The 16,369-nt window shown below is 34.4% G+C and carries 20 protein-coding genes; 16 read left to right on the top strand and 4 right to left on the bottom strand.

Annotated features, from left to right (window positions below):
* Positions 1-33 precede the first annotated feature (33 nt).
* The 8 genes from ACEPXD_RS07780 to ACEPXD_RS07815 all read left to right on the top strand — a co-directional run bounded on the left by ACEPXD_RS07780 (position 34) and on the right by ACEPXD_RS07815 (position 8,950).
* Entirely contained in the window at positions 34-909 is an 876-nt protein-coding gene (locus ACEPXD_RS07780; protein ID WP_391123093.1) for a branched-chain amino acid ABC transporter permease, read from the top strand.
* Between the two features lie 13 nt (positions 910-922).
* On the top strand, positions 923-1,873 hold the full coding sequence (locus tag ACEPXD_RS07785; RefSeq protein ID WP_391121954.1) for a branched-chain amino acid ABC transporter permease: 951 nt from the start codon (positions 923-925) through the stop codon (positions 1,871-1,873).
* Entirely contained in the window at positions 1,863-2,651 is a 789-nt protein-coding gene (locus ACEPXD_RS07790; RefSeq protein ID WP_391121956.1) for an ABC transporter ATP-binding protein, read from the top strand. The genes ACEPXD_RS07785 and ACEPXD_RS07790 overlap by 11 nt, the downstream gene beginning before the upstream one ends.
* Positions 2,644-3,351: an ABC transporter ATP-binding protein gene (locus tag ACEPXD_RS07795; protein WP_391123096.1), complete on the top strand. Its 708-nt coding sequence runs from the start codon at positions 2,644-2,646 to the stop codon at positions 3,349-3,351. Before ACEPXD_RS07790 ends, ACEPXD_RS07795 begins: the two co-directional genes overlap by 8 nt.
* A 111-nt stretch (positions 3,352-3,462) precedes the next feature.
* Complete coding sequence (locus tag ACEPXD_RS07800; RefSeq protein WP_391121959.1) at positions 3,463-5,007, top strand: sensor domain-containing diguanylate cyclase; 1,545 nt, start codon at positions 3,463-3,465, stop codon at positions 5,005-5,007.
* A 118-nt stretch (positions 5,008-5,125) separates the two neighbouring features.
* Positions 5,126-5,977: an iron uptake system protein EfeO gene (efeO, locus tag ACEPXD_RS07805; RefSeq protein WP_391121962.1), complete on the top strand. Its 852-nt coding sequence runs from the start codon at positions 5,126-5,128 to the stop codon at positions 5,975-5,977.
* Positions 5,978-5,982: 5 nt separating this feature from the next.
* Complete coding sequence (efeB, locus tag ACEPXD_RS07810; RefSeq protein ID WP_391121965.1) at positions 5,983-7,254, top strand: iron uptake transporter deferrochelatase/peroxidase subunit; 1,272 nt, start codon at positions 5,983-5,985, stop codon at positions 7,252-7,254.
* Positions 7,232-8,950: an FTR1 family iron permease gene (locus ACEPXD_RS07815; RefSeq protein WP_391121968.1), complete on the top strand. Its 1,719-nt coding sequence runs from the start codon at positions 7,232-7,234 to the stop codon at positions 8,948-8,950. The genes efeB and ACEPXD_RS07815 overlap by 23 nt, the downstream gene beginning before the upstream one ends.
* A gap of 45 nt (positions 8,951-8,995) precedes the next feature.
* On the opposite strand, the gene ACEPXD_RS07820 is transcribed toward ACEPXD_RS07815, so the two are convergent.
* On the bottom strand, positions 8,996-9,367 hold the full coding sequence (locus ACEPXD_RS07820) for a hypothetical protein (RefSeq protein ID WP_391121971.1): 372 nt from the start codon (positions 9,365-9,367) through the stop codon (positions 8,996-8,998).
* 79 nt (positions 9,368-9,446) lie between these two features.
* On the opposite strand from ACEPXD_RS07820, the gene ACEPXD_RS07825 reads away from it, so the two are divergent.
* A complete protein-coding gene (locus ACEPXD_RS07825; RefSeq protein ID WP_391121973.1) occupies positions 9,447-9,896 on the top strand; it encodes an OsmC family protein in 450 nt (149 codons plus the stop codon).
* Positions 9,897-9,914: 18 nt separating this feature from the next.
* Here the strand turns inward: ACEPXD_RS07825 and ACEPXD_RS07830 are convergent, their stop codons facing one another.
* Positions 9,915-10,163 (bottom strand): hypothetical protein, encoded by a 249-nt coding sequence (locus tag ACEPXD_RS07830; RefSeq protein ID WP_391121976.1) that lies wholly within the window; start codon positions 10,161-10,163, stop codon positions 9,915-9,917.
* Between the two features lie 497 nt (positions 10,164-10,660).
* Here ACEPXD_RS07830 and ACEPXD_RS07835 point away from each other — a divergent pair, with 497 nt between their 5' ends.
* The 6 genes from ACEPXD_RS07835 (at position 10,661) to ACEPXD_RS07860 (ending at position 14,681) form a co-directional block, all read left to right on the top strand.
* Positions 10,661-10,891, top strand: a complete 231-nt coding sequence (locus ACEPXD_RS07835) for a hypothetical protein (RefSeq protein WP_391121979.1) — start codon at positions 10,661-10,663, stop codon at positions 10,889-10,891.
* Between the two features lie 97 nt (positions 10,892-10,988).
* Positions 10,989-12,518 carry an amidohydrolase gene (locus ACEPXD_RS07840; RefSeq protein ID WP_391121982.1) on the top strand — a complete coding sequence of 510 codons (1,530 nt, stop codon included), beginning with the start codon at positions 10,989-10,991 and terminating at the stop codon, positions 12,516-12,518.
* A gap of 58 nt (positions 12,519-12,576) precedes the next feature.
* Positions 12,577-12,885, top strand: a complete 309-nt coding sequence (locus ACEPXD_RS07845) for a DUF4870 domain-containing protein (protein ID WP_391121985.1) — start codon at positions 12,577-12,579, stop codon at positions 12,883-12,885.
* 13 nt (positions 12,886-12,898) lie between these two features.
* The gene (gene coaW, locus ACEPXD_RS07850) at positions 12,899-13,720 is read left to right on the top strand and encodes a type II pantothenate kinase (RefSeq protein ID WP_391121988.1); all 822 of its coding nucleotides are present in this window, start codon (positions 12,899-12,901) and stop codon (positions 13,718-13,720) included.
* A gap of 162 nt (positions 13,721-13,882) precedes the next feature.
* Complete coding sequence (locus ACEPXD_RS07855; protein ID WP_053589685.1) at positions 13,883-14,083, top strand: cold-shock protein; 201 nt, start codon at positions 13,883-13,885, stop codon at positions 14,081-14,083.
* 106 nt (positions 14,084-14,189) lie between these two features.
* A complete protein-coding gene (locus tag ACEPXD_RS07860; RefSeq protein WP_391121993.1) occupies positions 14,190-14,681 on the top strand; it encodes a hypothetical protein in 492 nt (163 codons plus the stop codon).
* Positions 14,682-14,980: 299 nt separating this feature from the next.
* Here the strand turns inward: ACEPXD_RS07860 and ACEPXD_RS07865 are convergent, their stop codons facing one another.
* The gene (locus ACEPXD_RS07865; RefSeq protein WP_391121996.1) at positions 14,981-15,373 is read right to left on the bottom strand and encodes a reverse transcriptase-like protein; all 393 of its coding nucleotides are present in this window, start codon (positions 15,371-15,373) and stop codon (positions 14,981-14,983) included.
* A gap of 124 nt (positions 15,374-15,497) precedes the next feature.
* Between ACEPXD_RS07865 and ACEPXD_RS07870 the strand changes: the two genes are divergently transcribed.
* Complete coding sequence (locus ACEPXD_RS07870; RefSeq protein ID WP_391121999.1) at positions 15,498-15,680, top strand: zinc-finger domain-containing protein; 183 nt, start codon at positions 15,498-15,500, stop codon at positions 15,678-15,680.
* A gap of 38 nt (positions 15,681-15,718) precedes the next feature.
* On the opposite strand, the gene ACEPXD_RS07875 is transcribed toward ACEPXD_RS07870, so the two are convergent.
* Positions 15,719-15,922, bottom strand: a complete 204-nt coding sequence (locus ACEPXD_RS07875; RefSeq protein ID WP_151699788.1) for a cold-shock protein — start codon at positions 15,920-15,922, stop codon at positions 15,719-15,721.
* Between the last annotated feature and the right edge of the window lie 447 nt (positions 15,923-16,369).

The raw sequence follows: 16,369 nt of genomic DNA on the forward strand, positions 1-16,369 counted from the left end.
AATTGTAACTTTGAACTAAAGGAGTGAAACATGATGGAATGGATACAGCAATTGATTAATGGTATTTCACTCGGAAGTATATACGCATTAATTGCCCTCGGTTACACGATGGTTTACGGCATTATTAAATTGATTAACTTTGCACACGGAGATGTGTTCATGGTTGGATCTTTCATTGGATTTTATTCGATTACTGTATTTGGGTTAGGATTTTTTCCTGCACTTATTGTATCAATGGCAGCATGTGCGTTATTTGGAGTAATTATAGAGCGTATTGCCTATAAACGTTTACGAAATGCAACAAGAATTGCAGCACTTATTACCGCAATTGGAGTCTCGTTATTGATTGAATACGGTGTAATTTATATTAGAGGGGCTCAACCAGAAGCATACCCAGATGTATTTTCTAATCGTTCATTTCAATTTTTAGGTGCCCAAATTAGCATTCAATCTATTCTTATTCTTTCAGTTTCTGTTGTATTAATGATCTTATTGCAGTTTATTGTACATAAAACGAAAACTGGAAAAGCGATGCGCGCTGTTTCCCATGATACAGAAGCAGCAAAATTAATGGGTATTAATGTTGATAATACTATTTCTGCTACTTTCGCAATTGGTTCTGCTTTAGCAGGAGCAGCTGGTGTTATTTTTGGTGTATATTATACAAAGATTGATCCGCTAATGGGTGTTATCCCTGGAGTGAAAGCATTTGTCGCTGCAGTTCTTGGAGGTATTGGTATAATACCTGGGGCCATGGTGGGGGGATTGGTGCTCGGAGTTGTTGAAACGTTTGTTAGTGCGTTAGGTTTCTCGTTATGGAGAGATGCTGCAGCATTCGTCATTTTAATATTAATTCTGATCTTCAGACCATCTGGAATCTTTGGTAAAAATACACGAGAGAAAGTGTAGGTGATACATAATTATGAAAAAGTCAAAACAGTTTTGGCCATTTGTTATTGCGGCGGTATTAGTTTATGTAGTTGTCCAAGTTCTTATTTCAAATGGAATAATGAATCAATTTTATTCTAATACTCTTATTTTAATTGCCATTAACATAATTTTAGCAGTCAGCCTACATTTGGTAATAGGTATCACAGGGCAATTTTCGATAGGGCATGCTGGATTTTTAGCGGTAGGTGCTTATCTATCTGCCATTGTCACGATGAAATTACATCTTCCCTTTATAGTTGCAATTATAGTTGGTGGAATTGTAGCTGCATTAGCTGGTTTAATAGTTGGTATTCCAAGTTTAAGATTAAAAGGGGATTATTTAGCAATCGCTACTCTTGGTTTTGCTGAAATAATTCGAATTGTTTTCTTAAATGTTGATTATGTTGGCGGTGCAGCTGGAATGCAGGTAACCCATCTAACAACTTGGACATATGCATTTGTTTGTTTGGTAGTTACGATAATAGTAATAGTTAATTTTACAAATTCACGCCACGGTATTGCAGCTATTTCCGTTAGAGAAAACGAAATTGCTTCAGATGCGATGGGTATTAACACTACATACTATAAAGTAATTGCATTTGCGCTAGGCTCATTCTTTGCTGGTGTAGCGGGAGCATTATATTCCCATAACTTCTATATCATTCAACCAAGTCAATTCGGCTTCTTGAAGTCTTTTGATATATTAATTTTCGTCGTACTGGGCGGACTGGGAAGTCTTTCAGGAGCAGTTCTTTCAGCAATTTTGCTGACAGTTGTATCTACTTATCTTCAAGGATATCCAGAGACTCGAATGATTATTTATAGTCTCGTTTTAATCTTAGTGATGTTATATCGCCCAAAAGGATTAATGGGTACGATGGAAATTACGGATTACTTCAAATTATGGAGAACGCCAAAAGGAGGCGGTCAACATGGCAAATAAACCTTTATTAGAAGTGAAAAATGCAGGAATTCAATTTGGTGGATTAAAAGCTGTTCAAAATTTAAATATGGTATTAAATCAAGGCGAATTAGTTGGTTTAATCGGACCAAATGGTGCAGGGAAGACTACAAGTTTTAACTTACTAACAGGCGTATATGAGCCGACAGAAGGGGACATCTTATTCGCTGGAGAACGTATAAACGGTTTAGCACCATATAAAGTCACTAGAAAAGGGATAAGTCGTACGTTTCAAAATATTCGACTGTTTAATGATTTATCTGTGTTAGACAATGTAAAAGTTGCCTATCATTCACTTGCGAAACACTCTATTTTAAGTTCTATTTTACGGTTACCATCACATTTTAAAGGCGAACTAGAAATGGAAGAAAAATCAATTGAGTTTCTAAAAATTTTTAGCCTAGACAAATACAAAGATGAGCTGGCAAAAAATCTTCCTTATGGTCAGCAACGGAGATTAGAAATCGCTCGTGCATTAGCTGCTGGACCTCAACTTCTTTTGCTAGATGAGCCAGCTGCTGGTATGAATCCTCAGGAAACGAAGGATTTAATGGATTTAATCGCATTTATACGTAATAAATTCGATCTAACCATTTTACTTATCGAACATGATATGAATTTAGTTATGGGTGTTTGTGAAAGAATTTACGTATTAGATCATGGTCAACTTCTTGCTGAAGGATCACCAGAAGTGATCCGTAACCATCCTAAGGTTATTGAAGCGTATTTAGGGGAGGAAGTTCACGATGACAATGCTTAAAATTGAAAATATTGATGTGTTTTATGGAAATATCCAAGCGTTAAGAGATGTAACTATTGAAGTAAATGAAGGGGAGATTGTGACTCTTATCGGGGCCAATGGGGCTGGAAAAAGTACCCTTCTGAAAACAATTTCCGGTCTGTTAAAGCCTAAAAACGGAAAAATAGAATTTTTGAATAGTTCAATTTCCGGTAAACAAGCACAAACAATCGTAAAATCAGGTATCTCTCACGTTCCTGAAGGTCGTCGTGTATTCGCAAATTTAACGGTTGAAGAAAATTTAGAGTTAGGTGCCTTTTTGCGAAAAGACAAAGCGGGAATTCATTCGGATATGCAAAAGGTTTACGAGATTTTCCCGAGACTATTAGAGCGAAAAAAACAACATTCTGGTACGCTTTCAGGTGGAGAACAACAAATGCTCGCTATGGGCCGAGCAATTATGGCAAAACCAAAGCTTGTATTATTAGATGAACCCTCGATGGGTCTTGCACCATTAATGGTTAAAACGATTTTCGAAGTAATAAAAGATATAAATCAAGAAGGCACTACTGTTTTACTAGTAGAGCAAAATGCTAATATGGCATTGTCTGTTGCAAGTCGGGGTTATGTAATTGAAACAGGACGAGTAGTACTTTCTGGTTCAGCAAATGATCTACAAACAAGTGAAGAAGTACGACAGGCATATTTAGGTGGACATTAATAAGAAAAGCTTTCACTAAGTAAATATAACTTAGTGAAAGCTTTTTTTTATCGTTTAAATGACTTTTTTAGTGGTATAATGTGCTTATATTCTTTTTTTTTTGGAGGAAAAATGATTAAAACTCTTAGATTTTGGATACTTACCCTTATTTCTTTTTCATTAATTGCAATATTAATAAGCTCATTTTTTTCAAGTTATATAGTAACGAAGAAAAGTTTAATAGAAAATTCTTTAAAGCAAAATGAAGTATACTCGTTAAAACTTGCTCAGCTTACGCAAGAAGTTTTTGAGTCGATGCAAGCAAATTTAGAAGCAAGAAAACCGGATGTAATTGAAAATATGGATGACCCTAGGGAGCTTACCAAAATATTAGATCAGTTATTGATAAGTGGTAAAAACTTTAACTCACTTTCTGTTATAGGTAGTGATGCTGTTGCGATAGCTACATCTCCGAACATAGGAATTGCTGGTAACAAAATAGAATCGCCTGGGGTACTTGAAGCACTAAGCAAAAAAGCAAATATTATTTCTAGTCCATATAGAGCCGTCACTGGTAGACTACTAATTTTAGTTTCAACTCCGTTATTTGATGATAAAAATAACTACCTTGGAATGTTAAATGGCACTATTTATTTGGAGGAAGAAAATTTCATTAAAGATATCTTGGCAAAACACTTTAGTGAAGATGGTTCCTATGTATTTGTAGTAGATAAAGAAGGAACTTTAATTTATCATCCTGATATTAATAGAATTGGTGAAAATGTTAGAAAAAATAAAGTTGTTCATGATTTAATGAAAAAGCAATCTGGTGCAAGAGAAATTTTCAATACGCAAGGACAGCGTGTACTTGCAGGATTTTCTTTTATTAAAGCAAGTGATTGGGGTGTTGTTTCACAAACCCCTTACAAGAGTAGTTTAAATCCATTAAGTGGTATTATGCAAAAAATGTTTTTCTATACAATGCCCTTTGTTATAGTATTCTATCTTTTAGCATTCTTGCTATCAGAAAAACTAGCCGCACCATTAAAAAACTTAGCTTTATTTACAATGAATTCTAATGTAGATGACCAAAACTATGAAAAACCGAAGATTTCAACTTGGTATTTCGAAGCAAAACAACTTTCAGAAACAATTGAAAGTTATCGCAAAAAGCAAGAAGAAACGTTAGCTGACTTTAAACATCAGTCATTAACTGATGCTTTAACTGGACTTAGAAATAGAAGATACTTGGAACTATTATTTACAGATTTACTTGATCAAAATAAGCTATTCTCCATGATTATGATTGATATTGACCACTTCAAAAAAGTAAATGACGAGTTTGGTCATCATGCTGGAGATGAGGTATTAAAATTTTTGGCAAATCGAATAACGTCTATTTCAATTGACAAAGGAATCTGTATTAGACTAGGTGGAGAAGAATTTCTAATTGTATTACCGGATGCAACCATTCAAGAGGCATACGTAATGGCAGAAAAATTAAGAACAGATATAGAGATGAGCATGCCGCCAATAAAGAGAAAAATAACTATTTCTTCAGGTATTGGTGAATATGATTTAAAGGAAGAAACTTTAAGTGACTTTATGCATCGAGTCGACGAAGCTTTATACGATGCAAAAGCAAAAGGAAGAAATAAAACCGTTTTTTCTAAATAAATGTTTAAGAGTGGTTTTAGTTTAAAAGCTAAAGCCACTTTTTTGAGAAGTTTATTGACATTTAACTGAAAATGATTATCATTGTTAAAGAGATATATATATAGAAAGTGGGATACAAATGAAAAAAACAACTATTATTACTTCATTGATTGCAACTGGTATTTTACTTACTGGTTGTGGGAACTCTTCAGAAAAGTCAGATGTAGTAGATAAATCGAGTGGTAACACGGTTCAACTGGACAAAGAATTGGATAGTTATAAATCATTTGCGATTGATCAGATAGATCAATTTGTTACCGAAACAGAGAAATTTGTAGATGCAGTAAAAGCTGGAGATATTGAAAAGGCGAAAGAAATTTATCCTAACGCACGTATGTTCTTTGAACGTTCAGAACCAATTGCTGAAAGTTTTGGAGATTTAGATCCACGTATTGATGCAAGACTTGCGGATTTAGAGGATGAAGGGAAAACGAAAAAAGATTGGTCAGGTTATCATAAGATTGAATATGGACTGTGGGTTGAAAACACGACAAAAGGATACGAAGAAGTCGCGGATCAATTATTAAAAGACGCAAAAGAACTTCGTGCACGTGTTGAAACAGTTGATGTTACACCTGATTTAATGATTACTGGTGCTGTTGATCTGTTAAATGAAGTTTCTACTTCTAAAATCACTGGTGAAGAAGAAATTTATTCCCATACAGATTTGTATGATTTTAAAGCGAATATTGAAGGTGCAGAAAAGATCTTCACGATATTAAAAGATCAAATCAGTGGGAAAGATGCGGATTTAGTGAAAGAATTGGAACAAAAATTTGCTAATATTAACAACCTTTTGGCGAAGTATGAAGATGGAAATGGTGGATATATTTCATACGAAAAGCTGACAAAAGAAGATACAAAAGCACTTTCTGAAGCGGTTAATCAACTAGGGGAACCATTAAGTCAAATAGGAATTATTATGGAGTGATATAGATGGACACAGAGAATAGAGAATCTTTTTCGAATAAGAAAATGAATCGAAGACAAATGCTTAAGCTAACAGGAGTAGGTGCTGCTGGAGTATTGATTGGTGCAACTGGATTTGGTTCAGTTGCTAATTCTCTAGGTTACTCGGTTGTGGAAGATAATTTGTCCGTTTCAAACAAAATTCCTTTTTATGGTAACAATCAAGCGGGTATAATTACAGAAGTTCAACAGCATATTTACTTCGCATCATTAAATGTTATTGCAACATCAAAAGAGGAGTTAAAAGAATTATTTAAAATGTGGACTCCAATGGCAGTAAAAATGATGAACGGGGAAGAAATCGGAGAACCTACTACTAATTACTTTGTTGCAGCAAAAGACACCGGAGAAGCAGTTGGTCTTTCTGCCTCTAATTTAACTTTAACTTTTGGAGTAGGACCAACTCTGTTCGAGAAGTCAGAACTAGGTATAAAAAATCTTAAGCCAAAAGAATTAGTACAATTACCGCATTTTCCAAAAGATCAGTTGGATGAAAACTTTTCAGCTGGCGATATATGTATTCAAGCTTGTGCAGAAGATCCACAAGTTGCGTTTCATGCTGTTCGAAATCTTGTGCGTGCTGCTTCAGGAAAAGTAACGTTAAAATGGACCCAAGCAGGCTTTAACTCATTTCCACAAGGAAATAAAAAAAATACGCCGAGAAATCTATTTGCTTTTAAAGACGGCACTGGAAATCCAGATGTGAAAAGTAAAAAAGAGATGAACGAAGTTGTTTGGGTTCAACCAAATGATTCTGTTTCATGGATGACTGGTGGAACATATTTAGTAACAAGAAAAGTTCAGACACATTTAGAAACTTGGGATCGAACAGCTTTAGGGGATCAGGAAGCAACTTTTGGGCGTCATCGTGATAGCGGCGCCCCGCTTGGGAAAAAAGGCGAACATGAAGATATGGAGCTTTCTCGTACTGATTCGAACGGTAAGCCAGTTGTCCCAATCACATCTCACGTGCATTTAGCTAAACAAGTAAAGGATCGATTGTTAAGAAGATCATTTTCATATTCAAGTGGAATAGATCCGAAGACAGGTATTTTTGATGCAGGGCTTCTATTTATTTCCTTCCAAAAGGATCCAAAGCAATTTATTAACATACAAAATAGTTTAGGTCGTGTAGATAAATTAAATGAATATATTACCCATCGAGGCAGTGCAATTTTCGCGTGTTTCCCTGGTATTCAAAAAGGGAGTTTTATTGGTGAATCACTTTTTAAAGCATAAATTATCTATTGTATTATGTGTAGTTTGCATATTATTTGTTGTGCGTTCAGTGCCTGCTCAAGCTACTACTACAGTTGGTGAATTGTATATTACGATTAGTGATGCCATTATGGAATCCAAAAATGAAGAAAATACAAAGGCTAAAGACGCACTTAAATCGTTTGATAAACAATGGAAAGAAATGAATGTTCCGGATAGTGAAGCGGTTAAACATATTAATGATGCTTATACTCGTGCATTTAATTCTAAAAACACAGATGAGCGTTTAGCAAATTTACAACAACTTGCAAAAGGTTTAGCTGCACTTGAAAAAGAACAAAATCCAGTAGATGAAAAAATGGAACGAACAAATTTTGGCACAAAAATTCAACCAGCAATTGATAAAATGAATGACATTATTGTAACTAATGATAAAGATGATATTTTACTAGGATACTCCAAGTTTTTAGCTTCTTGGAAAAAAAATGAACGTCCGGTTAGAGAGTTGGATATTGCAAGTTACGGAAAAATAGAAACTCAAGTAGCTTTTATGCGAATTACGTTAGCAGAAGACAAATTGGATGTAAACCAACTTCAAGGACAGTTTAATGCATTAATTAAAGCAATAAATGACTTTGTTGCTAATAAAGAAGTGCAGGGTACTACCGGAAATTATTCTTTAGCTACCCTTATTGGTTTACTGAAAGAAAGTAAATATCAAATTAACGAAGGATCTTTTGATGAAGCTGCAAATGAATTATTGAAGTTTATTGAAATTTGGCCAAACGTTGAAGGAGATATACGGACAAAAAATGCTGGCCTTTATACGAAAATAGAAAGTAATATTCCTCTTCTAGTAAGTGATCTTTCAAAAGATTCAGTTGATAAACAGAAAGTAACTAATTCAATTAATTCATTTATTCAAGAGATTGAACTAATGCAAACTACTTCAGACTATACTTATTGGGATTCTGCCTTAATATTACTTCGTGAAGGTTTGGAAGCATTACTCATCATTATCGCATTGCTTGCTTTCTTAAAAAAGGCAAACCAAGGCAATCAGAAAAAGTGGATTTATTTAGGGGCATTTGCAGGTTTGGTTGTGAGCGCAATTGCTGCTATTATTCTTTCTAGTATTCTACAATCGGTTTCTGCGGGAACGAGTCGGGAATTGATGGAAGGATATGTAGGGTTAGGTGCTGCGGTCCTAATGATAGGAGTCGGGGTTTGGTTACATAATAAATCTAGTATTACCGCGTGGAATAAATATATACAAACCCAAATGAATCATGCAATCTCTACCAGTAGTATCTTATCGATGGCATTTGTCAGTTTTCTATCTGTATTTAGAGAAGGGGCAGAAACAATTATTTTTTATGCAGGTATTGCTCCAAAAATGTCTACGCTTGAGTTAAGTATTGGTATCCTAATTGCTTTGGTTATTTTAGTTGTTTTTGCGGTTGTTTTAATGAAAGTAAGCGGAAAGATACCGATTCATAGATTCTTTATCGTAGCGACTATACTAATTTATATTTTGGCATTTAAAATTATAGGAGTTAGCGTGCATACTTTACAACTAAGAAGTGTAATCCCAATGACAACAGTGGATCATTTATCCGTCATTAGTTCCATTGGCTTTTATCCAACATGGGAAACCGTTATCCCACAAATTTTATTAATTAGTGTTGTTATTTGGAACTTTCTTCGTAAGAAATAAAAGAAAGAAGTTTTTCTCGCTAACAAACGCGGAAAAACTTCTTTTTTACTTGTTTTTTTTCACGAGAAACAAGATACCTTCTATAATTAGACCGATAACTAATCCAAATGAGGTAAATATAAACAAGGATAGAATTCCAACTAAGTCCCCCCATCCTTCCTTCCCGGAAATAAAGGAGCGGAAAAGTTCGATAAAACCGATTAGTAATCCAGTTGTAAAAATATAATACGCTATTTTCAGTTTATAAAATAACAAAGCACCTGTAAGAGTTCCTACTAAAACAGAAATGATTGCAAATGCAATGAAATTTCTGATCACTAAATCTTGGCCTAACACATATTTAACACCAAAAATAAGTAAAAATAATGATATGATAATGGTGATTCCAGCAATTCTTCCATAATTCTTTAACAACATTATCGCCTACTTTCCTATTTCTATCATACTGGAAATTATGCGATATTCCAATAAAGTATACATTAAAGGGGATGAAATCATGGCAGAGCATTTTTTTCATTTAAAAGCAAAATGGCCAGGTGATCGAAATGATATAGGGGAAATTCAAATGAAAAATTTGCAAACGCAAATATCAATTCCTCCAGAAATGGATGGTCCAGGTATTGGTACGAATCCAGATGAAATGCTTCTAGGTGCTGCGGCTACTTGTTATATTATTACTCTTGCGGCAGTGATGGAAAGAAGTAATATTTCCAAAGAATCCTTATATATGGATTCTACTGCAACTGTGGATGTAACAAATGGAATATTTACTTATAAAAAAATTGTTCATCGTCCTACTATCGTATTAAGAAATGAAAAAGACAAGGCAACAATGGAAAAAGTCGCTATAAAAGCAGAGCAGACATGTATGATTAGTAAAGCTCTAAGAGGTAATGTAGAGATTGCACTTGAACCAACTATATTGTTAGCAAATGACATGTGTTGATTAACTAAAAATATCCAATTAGTTACTGGGTAATTTAGTGAAAAAAACTAATACCTCGATATGTAGTCGCTTTTGGATTACTTTGGACTGAACGATTACTGCACCTTTATCTAGATTTCTGAATGCGGAGGGATGCGATTTTGTCGCATCCCTCCGCATTTTTTCCGGTAATTGTGTGGTAGTCATTCGTCCAGCGCTCTCCGCAAACACAAATAAACCAATTGCCAAAGCTTTTGGGAATGAAAGAATATCCACTTTCTTATTCATAGAATAAGCAGCCAAAGATGCAATTTTGGTTGCTCAGCCCATCTCTAAAGTGTTTCCGTTTTTTTTTAGATTTGAAAGAAGGATCACTTTTTACACAGCATCTCCATATGACTAGTAATTCTTAGCAAAAATAAGCAAGGAACGAATTGTAAAAAAGTGTAGAGTTCCCGAAATTGCATCTTCGGGAACTTGCAACCTACGTAGAACGGCAGCTATTCTCTCATTTTCCAAAAAAGTATTTTTCTCTTGGGTGTTTTAGGGAAGCGACAGACAAATATCCACCCATCCCTATTCAACGGTTATGATGTAGTGATCATTTCGTCCTAAGCGAACCGAAAAGGTACAGATGCAAATGGAGACTTTTATGCTTTACTAACAAGTATATTTTGTAAGTAAGTGGTTAATCAACAGATGTGTTAGCAAATGAATGGTTACTACAAAATACTGTTTAATGTATACTGATAATATTCAAATACTTATGAAGTGAGGACATTGCTATGACTGGTATGATTGCAGTTATTCTTATTTTTTCAGTTCCAATAATAAAAGTTATCACAAAACATTTTGAACATAAAGAACAAATAAAAGGGCAAAGAGTGAATGCTGAACTGGAATTAGAGAAGTTAAAGTATGAAAACTTTGTGATTGAAACGGAAAAAATGAAACTACAACTAGAACAAATGAAATTAGAATCACCAGTTGAAGATATTAATAACTTATTAAAATAACCAAACCACCCAGAAAAACGGGGCACTAAAAACTTAAAACTAATATTTATAGAATATATACACTGAATCTTACCTTCACATAAAAGGATGGAGAAAAATGAAAACACTTTGGACGAACGGTCATATTTTTACAATGCAATCAGAAGGGAACACAGTAGAATCTGTTTTAGTAGAAGATGGAAAAATCATTAAAACTGGCTCTGAAGAAACATTATTACCACTTGCAGAAGAAGTAAAATCCTTAAATGGTGCTTCCATGTATCCTGGTTTTGTCGATAGTCATATTCATCTCATTGGTCATGGTGAAAAGTTAGCATATCTTGATTTATCAATTATTAATTCTATTGAAGAAATTGTGGATAAAGTAGCAGGACTAGTTAAAAAAGGGGAATGGTACGTAGCGGAAGGTTGGAATGATAATAAACTAATAGAGGAAAGACCCATCACTTGTTTTGACCTTGATCAATTGAAAGAGACTCCTATCGTATTAAAGAGAGTATGTAGACATGTATTAGTTGCTAATTCCAAAACAATGGAGCTAGCAGGAATTACGAAAGATACACCAAATCCAACTGGTGGGATAATTGGTAAAGACAATGAAGGTAATTTGAATGGATTGTTTTATGATGAAGCACAACAGTTAATTACATCTAAAATACCTCCAGCAACTACAGAGTATTTAATAGAAGTAATTAAAAATAGTGTAGCAGATTTACAATCGAAGGGTTTAACAGGCGTCCACACAGAGGATATGGCATACTATGGACCTTATACAGTCCCTTTACAGGCATATCGTGAAGTTATAGGTGAAAGTTTTCGTACTCATCTTTTAAGACATCATGAAGCTTTTGAGAAGATGCAGGGGGAGGAACCGACGGACTTTATTGAATTCGGTGCGATGAAAATATTTATCGATGGATCCTTGGGGGGGCGTACTGCGTTGTTGTCAGAAGACTATTCAGATGATCCTGGAAATAAAGGCGTTGCAGTACATGATCCCGAAAAACTAGAACAATTGGTGCAAACCGCTAGAAAATATAGTGAAACGATCGCTGTTCATGTAATTGGAGATTCGGCAGTTGAAATCATACTAAACTTAATCGAGAAATATCCTGTAGTATTTGGAAAAAAGGATAGATTAATTCATGTGAATGTTTTACGAGAAGACTTAGTAGAAAGAATGGCGAAATTACCCGTAGTACTGGATCTCCAACCAATTTTTGTTCCTTCCGATTTTCCATGGGTTATCGAAAGGCTGGGGAAAGAACGACTAAAATGGGCATATGCATGGAAATCCTTGATTAATTATGGATTCGAGTGCTCAGGAGGATCTGATTCTCCTGTAGAAATGGCAGATCCTCTTGTGGGGATAGATGCCGCAGTGAATAATAAATACCTTCCTGAGCAGGCACTTACAGTATTTGAAGCGATTTCCTTATTTACAACTGGAAGTGCAAAAGCAATCGGAAAAGAAAACGAACGCGGGAAAATTGCCCAAGGATTTGATGCGGATTTCACAATAGTGGATAGTGAGTTAAATGCAACAACACTTCTAAAAGCTAATATAGTAGAAACGATCGTTGCGGGAGAAACAGTCTACAAGAATAATAATTTAAGAGTAAAGTGAAACGAATGCTGAAATAATGCGTATATAGTATTAACTTACGGAGAGGAGTATGACATATATGGAAAACACGGGTTTAAAAATATTAATTCATGCTAGCACATGGTTTGCGCCGTTTTTAGTACCATTTATTATATTTTTGATAGTAGACGATGACGAAATAAAAAAGCTTTCGATACAAGCGATTTTATTCCAACTTGTTATTGGCGCTTTGATTTTTATTTCTGCCATTTTAATAATTTTCTTAATCGGTATCCCTATGATTATTATTTTTGGTATAATGGCATTTGTTGTTCCGATTATCGGAATAGCTAAAGCGATTACTGGAAGCACATTTAATTATCCAATTGTAGGTTCTTGGATAAGATAAAAGGGGAATTTTTATGGCTACAAAAATCGGTATTGATGCAGGTGGAACGTTAACGAAGATAGCTTATTGGGATGAAAAAATGGAATTACAATTACTTAACTTCCTTTCATCTAATTTTCAAGCAGTAAAGGATTGGATCGATTCTAATCACTCGTTAGCTTCCATTTGCCTTACTGGTGGTCGTGCAGAGCAGTTAAAGAAATATTTGATTTCACAAAAAGATATTCCATATATTGTGGAGTTCGATGCAACAATGGCGGGAGTCAAGCATCAATTAAAACAACAAAATATTCATTGTGAAAAGGCTATTATTGCAAACATTGGCACAGGGACATCTATTCATCTTATGAATGCCAATTCACATAGCAGGCTTGGTGGAACTGGAATCGGTGGTGGAACGTTCATTGGCCTGGGACAAGTATTAACTGGATTATCTAGTTATGAAGAGTTGATTAACCTATCTAAAATAGGAAATAGATCATCCATAGATATATTAGTCAGTGATATTTATGAAAGCAATAAATTACCGATTAATGGGTCGCTTACTGCGAGTAATTTTGGTGGAGTCGCGTTAAAAACGGCTGAAAAAAGAAGTGAAGCAGATTATTTGTCAGGCATACAAGGTATCATTGGTGAGGTTGTAGCTTCGTTATGCATCCAAGCAGCTGACGCGTATCATGTAAATAGTATTATCTATATTGGTTCAACATTAGAAAATAACAATTTACTAAAAGAAATAATAAGAAGTTATACACAATTAAAAGATAAAAAGCCTGTTTTTTTGGGTAAAAATGGATACAGTGGAGCGATAGGTGCTTTATTGGAAAGTAATTAATTTTGATCAGCAAAAGGGTTGCATTAATTAAAAACCCATGTTATATTTAAAGAGGATTATTTTTGTTCGGTTAGTTAGTAGGTGGCAACACTTTTACTTAACAGTGTTGAGCAAGGATAGTAACACAATGTATGCACAACTGCATACGAGGAGGAAATACACATGGAACAAGGTAAAGTAAAATGGTTTAACTCAGAAAAAGGATTCGGATTTATCGAACGCGAAGGCGGAGACGATGTATTCGTACATTTCTCAGCTATCCAAAGCGAAGGTTTCAAATCTCTTGACGAAGGTCAAGAAGTAACTTTTGAAATCGAGCAAGGCCAACGTGGTCTTCAAGCTACTAACGTAGTTAAAGCTTAATTTTAAACCTAAACTTTAACAGACTCTCATTCGAGAGTCTGTTTTTTTGTGTTATGATATGTTATATCATTCGGTAGAGTGATGCTGAAAATGGAGGGATGATTACATGAAAAAGTGGAAAAAAGAAATTACCATACATGCACCAATTGAATACGTTTGGCCGTTTTTTTATGGGAATATAGAAAAAAAGAAAATGATTTTTCCAAAAGTAATGGATGAAGTATTTACTCAACAAACAGAACAGATAGTTGGATCAATCATCTGTCAAACGTATCAAATTGGTTCAGTAACCGAACAATATGAAATTACGATTAAGAAGTATGTAAACGAACACCACTATAAAGACTTTCAGGAAAGTTTTCTATTGAATAATCGTTTTCGTATGACAATTGACTATGAATTAGAAGCACAAAATGACACAATTACAAAATTTATATACACATCGATAAATAAACCTAAAAATCCATTACTAGGAATTTTTCAGTTATTTGGTAACGACGAAGTAGTACGACGTTTTATGAACCGAACAAAAGAGACAATTGAATCTGCGTATAAAAATGAGATTCAAACTAATACTAACGAGCTTTTAAAAGAATAGGGAAGTATCTAATCACTCATTAACCAAACCAAATGCACCATATCTCTAGATATTCCAAGATGGCGACCGACAAACAACCGCCACAAGATTACCGAAAAGAGAGGACCTGGAAGTGACGCATTCACTTCCAGGTCCTCCATAAAAGTCTTCGTTAATAGAAAAGCTAATATTTAGTCCAAAGCACTTGGAAATTGGTAAAGACAAAATGCACTTAAATGACGCTTCCGTTTTTCTAACTTATTGGCAAGCCTTATATTACAAAGCCAAATTATATGGACTTTTTCAGTGCCCTATTTTACTCAAGGTAGTTTTTTTAGCACGGCTTCTCTTGCTAATGCGTGAGCTGCTTTATTTTGCTCATCTGGAATCCATTTAATAAAAAACAAGTCGAATGTATCGATTATTACTAGTATTTTCACTAAAATAGAAGCGAATTCTGTATTTTTTGCATATCTTTTTTCGACTGCAGCACAAACTATTTGTGAATCAGTCCTTGCCGAAACGATAGAGTTTGTTAATTTTTGTGCTTCTTCTAATCCTCTTAATAATGCGATAAATTCTGTAGTGTGGTTCGTGTAACTACCGATAAATTCGCTTATTTTAATATGATGTCCTTCACCTTTAATAAAGACGCCTATACCACTTGGACCAGGATTACCAGTTGTTGAACCATCAATATATACTTCAAGCATTTTTTATCACCTATTTACAGTTTGTTTTGGTTAGTTCTTTTTTAGTTTGAACTACATGTTGCACACTTGCAAATAAAATATATGATATTGGACAATCTAATTTAATGTAGGGAGGAGAGTTTGTATGAAAAATAATCAAATAATCGGTGAAATAGATTATTTATTAACCACATATTGTGAAAGTTGTTACTTAAAAGACCTTTTTCGCAAAGAAAAAGGAAAGATAGCAGCACATAACTTTTGTATTCATAGTTGTACAGTTGGAGAGGAAATTCGAGAAATAGGAGAGAATCTTTGTTCTAAATAAAAAAGACCCACGACCATTCGTCGCGGGAAGAACTGTTTCTAACTATTTTTAAATACGTTTGCAGCTTGAGGTCCGCGGTTACCTTCAACAATGTCGAAAGATACATCTTGTCCTTCTTCCAACGCTCGGAATCCATCTCCTTGAATACCTGTAAAATGGACAAATACGTCTTCTCCATCATTGTATTCGATAAACCCATAGCCTTTTTCATTATTAAACCATTTAACTTTCCCCTGTTGCATTGACGTTCCTCCCTCAATCCACTAAATATTCGGATAATGGATAGTTAAACTGTACATTAAATGACAGTATTAGTCAATAAAATGTCGAATTTCACTTGATGTTTAACGTTTTCACTACGCTCCAAAAAACAATAAGCAAAGGATATAGGTAAAAAAAGTTTTATATTCTCTCTCTATTTAAGTATTACCAAAAATGCAAAAAGAAAATCATTTTACCACCTATTGGACAAAATTGGATTTCGAATGTTTTTATTTGTAGAAAGACTGCTCGATTAGCGGTCTTTTTATCTGTTATTGTATTTAAAAAGATACAATCTAAGTCAGAAGCATCTGTTTTCTATTTATTATCACTGAATTTTTTTAAAAAAATAATTCGAATTCGAGATATTTTTGTTGTATTATTATCAATTGAGTAGTAAAGTGATGATGAAGAAACGGAGTGACAAA

Source organism: Psychrobacillus sp. L3, from assembly GCF_042945595.1.
Classification (GTDB): Bacteria; Bacillota; Bacilli; order Bacillales_A; family Planococcaceae; genus Psychrobacillus.

Excerpts from the sequence above, each read along its gene's own strand:
- ACEPXD_RS07780 (WP_391123093.1), top strand. The coding sequence starts at position 34 with ATGGAATGGATACAGCAATTGATTAATGGTATTTCACTCGGAAGTATA.
- ACEPXD_RS07785 (WP_391121954.1), top strand. The coding sequence starts at position 923 with ATGAAAAAGTCAAAACAGTTTTGGCCATTTGTTATTGCGGCGGTATTA.
- ACEPXD_RS07790 (WP_391121956.1), top strand. The coding sequence starts at position 1,863 with ATGGCAAATAAACCTTTATTAGAAGTGAAAAATGCAGGAATTCAATTT.
- ACEPXD_RS07795 (WP_391123096.1), top strand. The coding sequence starts at position 2,644 with ATGCTTAAAATTGAAAATATTGATGTGTTTTATGGAAATATCCAAGCG.
- ACEPXD_RS07800 (WP_391121959.1), top strand. The coding sequence starts at position 3,463 with ATGATTAAAACTCTTAGATTTTGGATACTTACCCTTATTTCTTTTTCA.
- efeO (WP_391121962.1), top strand. The coding sequence starts at position 5,126 with ATGAAAAAAACAACTATTATTACTTCATTGATTGCAACTGGTATTTTA.
- efeB (WP_391121965.1), top strand. The coding sequence starts at position 5,983 with ATGGACACAGAGAATAGAGAATCTTTTTCGAATAAGAAAATGAATCGA.
- ACEPXD_RS07820 (WP_391121971.1), bottom strand. The coding sequence starts at position 9,367 with ATGTTGTTAAAGAATTATGGAAGAATTGCTGGAATCACCATTATCATA.
- ACEPXD_RS07825 (WP_391121973.1), top strand. The coding sequence starts at position 9,447 with ATGGCAGAGCATTTTTTTCATTTAAAAGCAAAATGGCCAGGTGATCGA.
- ACEPXD_RS07830 (WP_391121976.1), bottom strand. The coding sequence starts at position 10,163 with ATGAATAAGAAAGTGGATATTCTTTCATTCCCAAAAGCTTTGGCAATT.
- ACEPXD_RS07835 (WP_391121979.1), top strand. The coding sequence starts at position 10,661 with ATGACTGGTATGATTGCAGTTATTCTTATTTTTTCAGTTCCAATAATA.
- ACEPXD_RS07840 (WP_391121982.1), top strand. The coding sequence starts at position 10,989 with ATGAAAACACTTTGGACGAACGGTCATATTTTTACAATGCAATCAGAA.
- ACEPXD_RS07845 (WP_391121985.1), top strand. The coding sequence starts at position 12,577 with ATGGAAAACACGGGTTTAAAAATATTAATTCATGCTAGCACATGGTTT.
- coaW (WP_391121988.1), top strand. The coding sequence starts at position 12,899 with ATGGCTACAAAAATCGGTATTGATGCAGGTGGAACGTTAACGAAGATA.
- ACEPXD_RS07855 (WP_053589685.1), top strand. The coding sequence starts at position 13,883 with ATGGAACAAGGTAAAGTAAAATGGTTTAACTCAGAAAAAGGATTCGGA.
- ACEPXD_RS07860 (WP_391121993.1), top strand. The coding sequence starts at position 14,190 with ATGAAAAAGTGGAAAAAAGAAATTACCATACATGCACCAATTGAATAC.
- ACEPXD_RS07865 (WP_391121996.1), bottom strand. The coding sequence starts at position 15,373 with ATGCTTGAAGTATATATTGATGGTTCAACAACTGGTAATCCTGGTCCA.
- ACEPXD_RS07870 (WP_391121999.1), top strand. The coding sequence starts at position 15,498 with ATGAAAAATAATCAAATAATCGGTGAAATAGATTATTTATTAACCACA.
- ACEPXD_RS07875 (WP_151699788.1), bottom strand. The coding sequence starts at position 15,922 with ATGCAACAGGGGAAAGTTAAATGGTTTAATAATGAAAAAGGCTATGGG.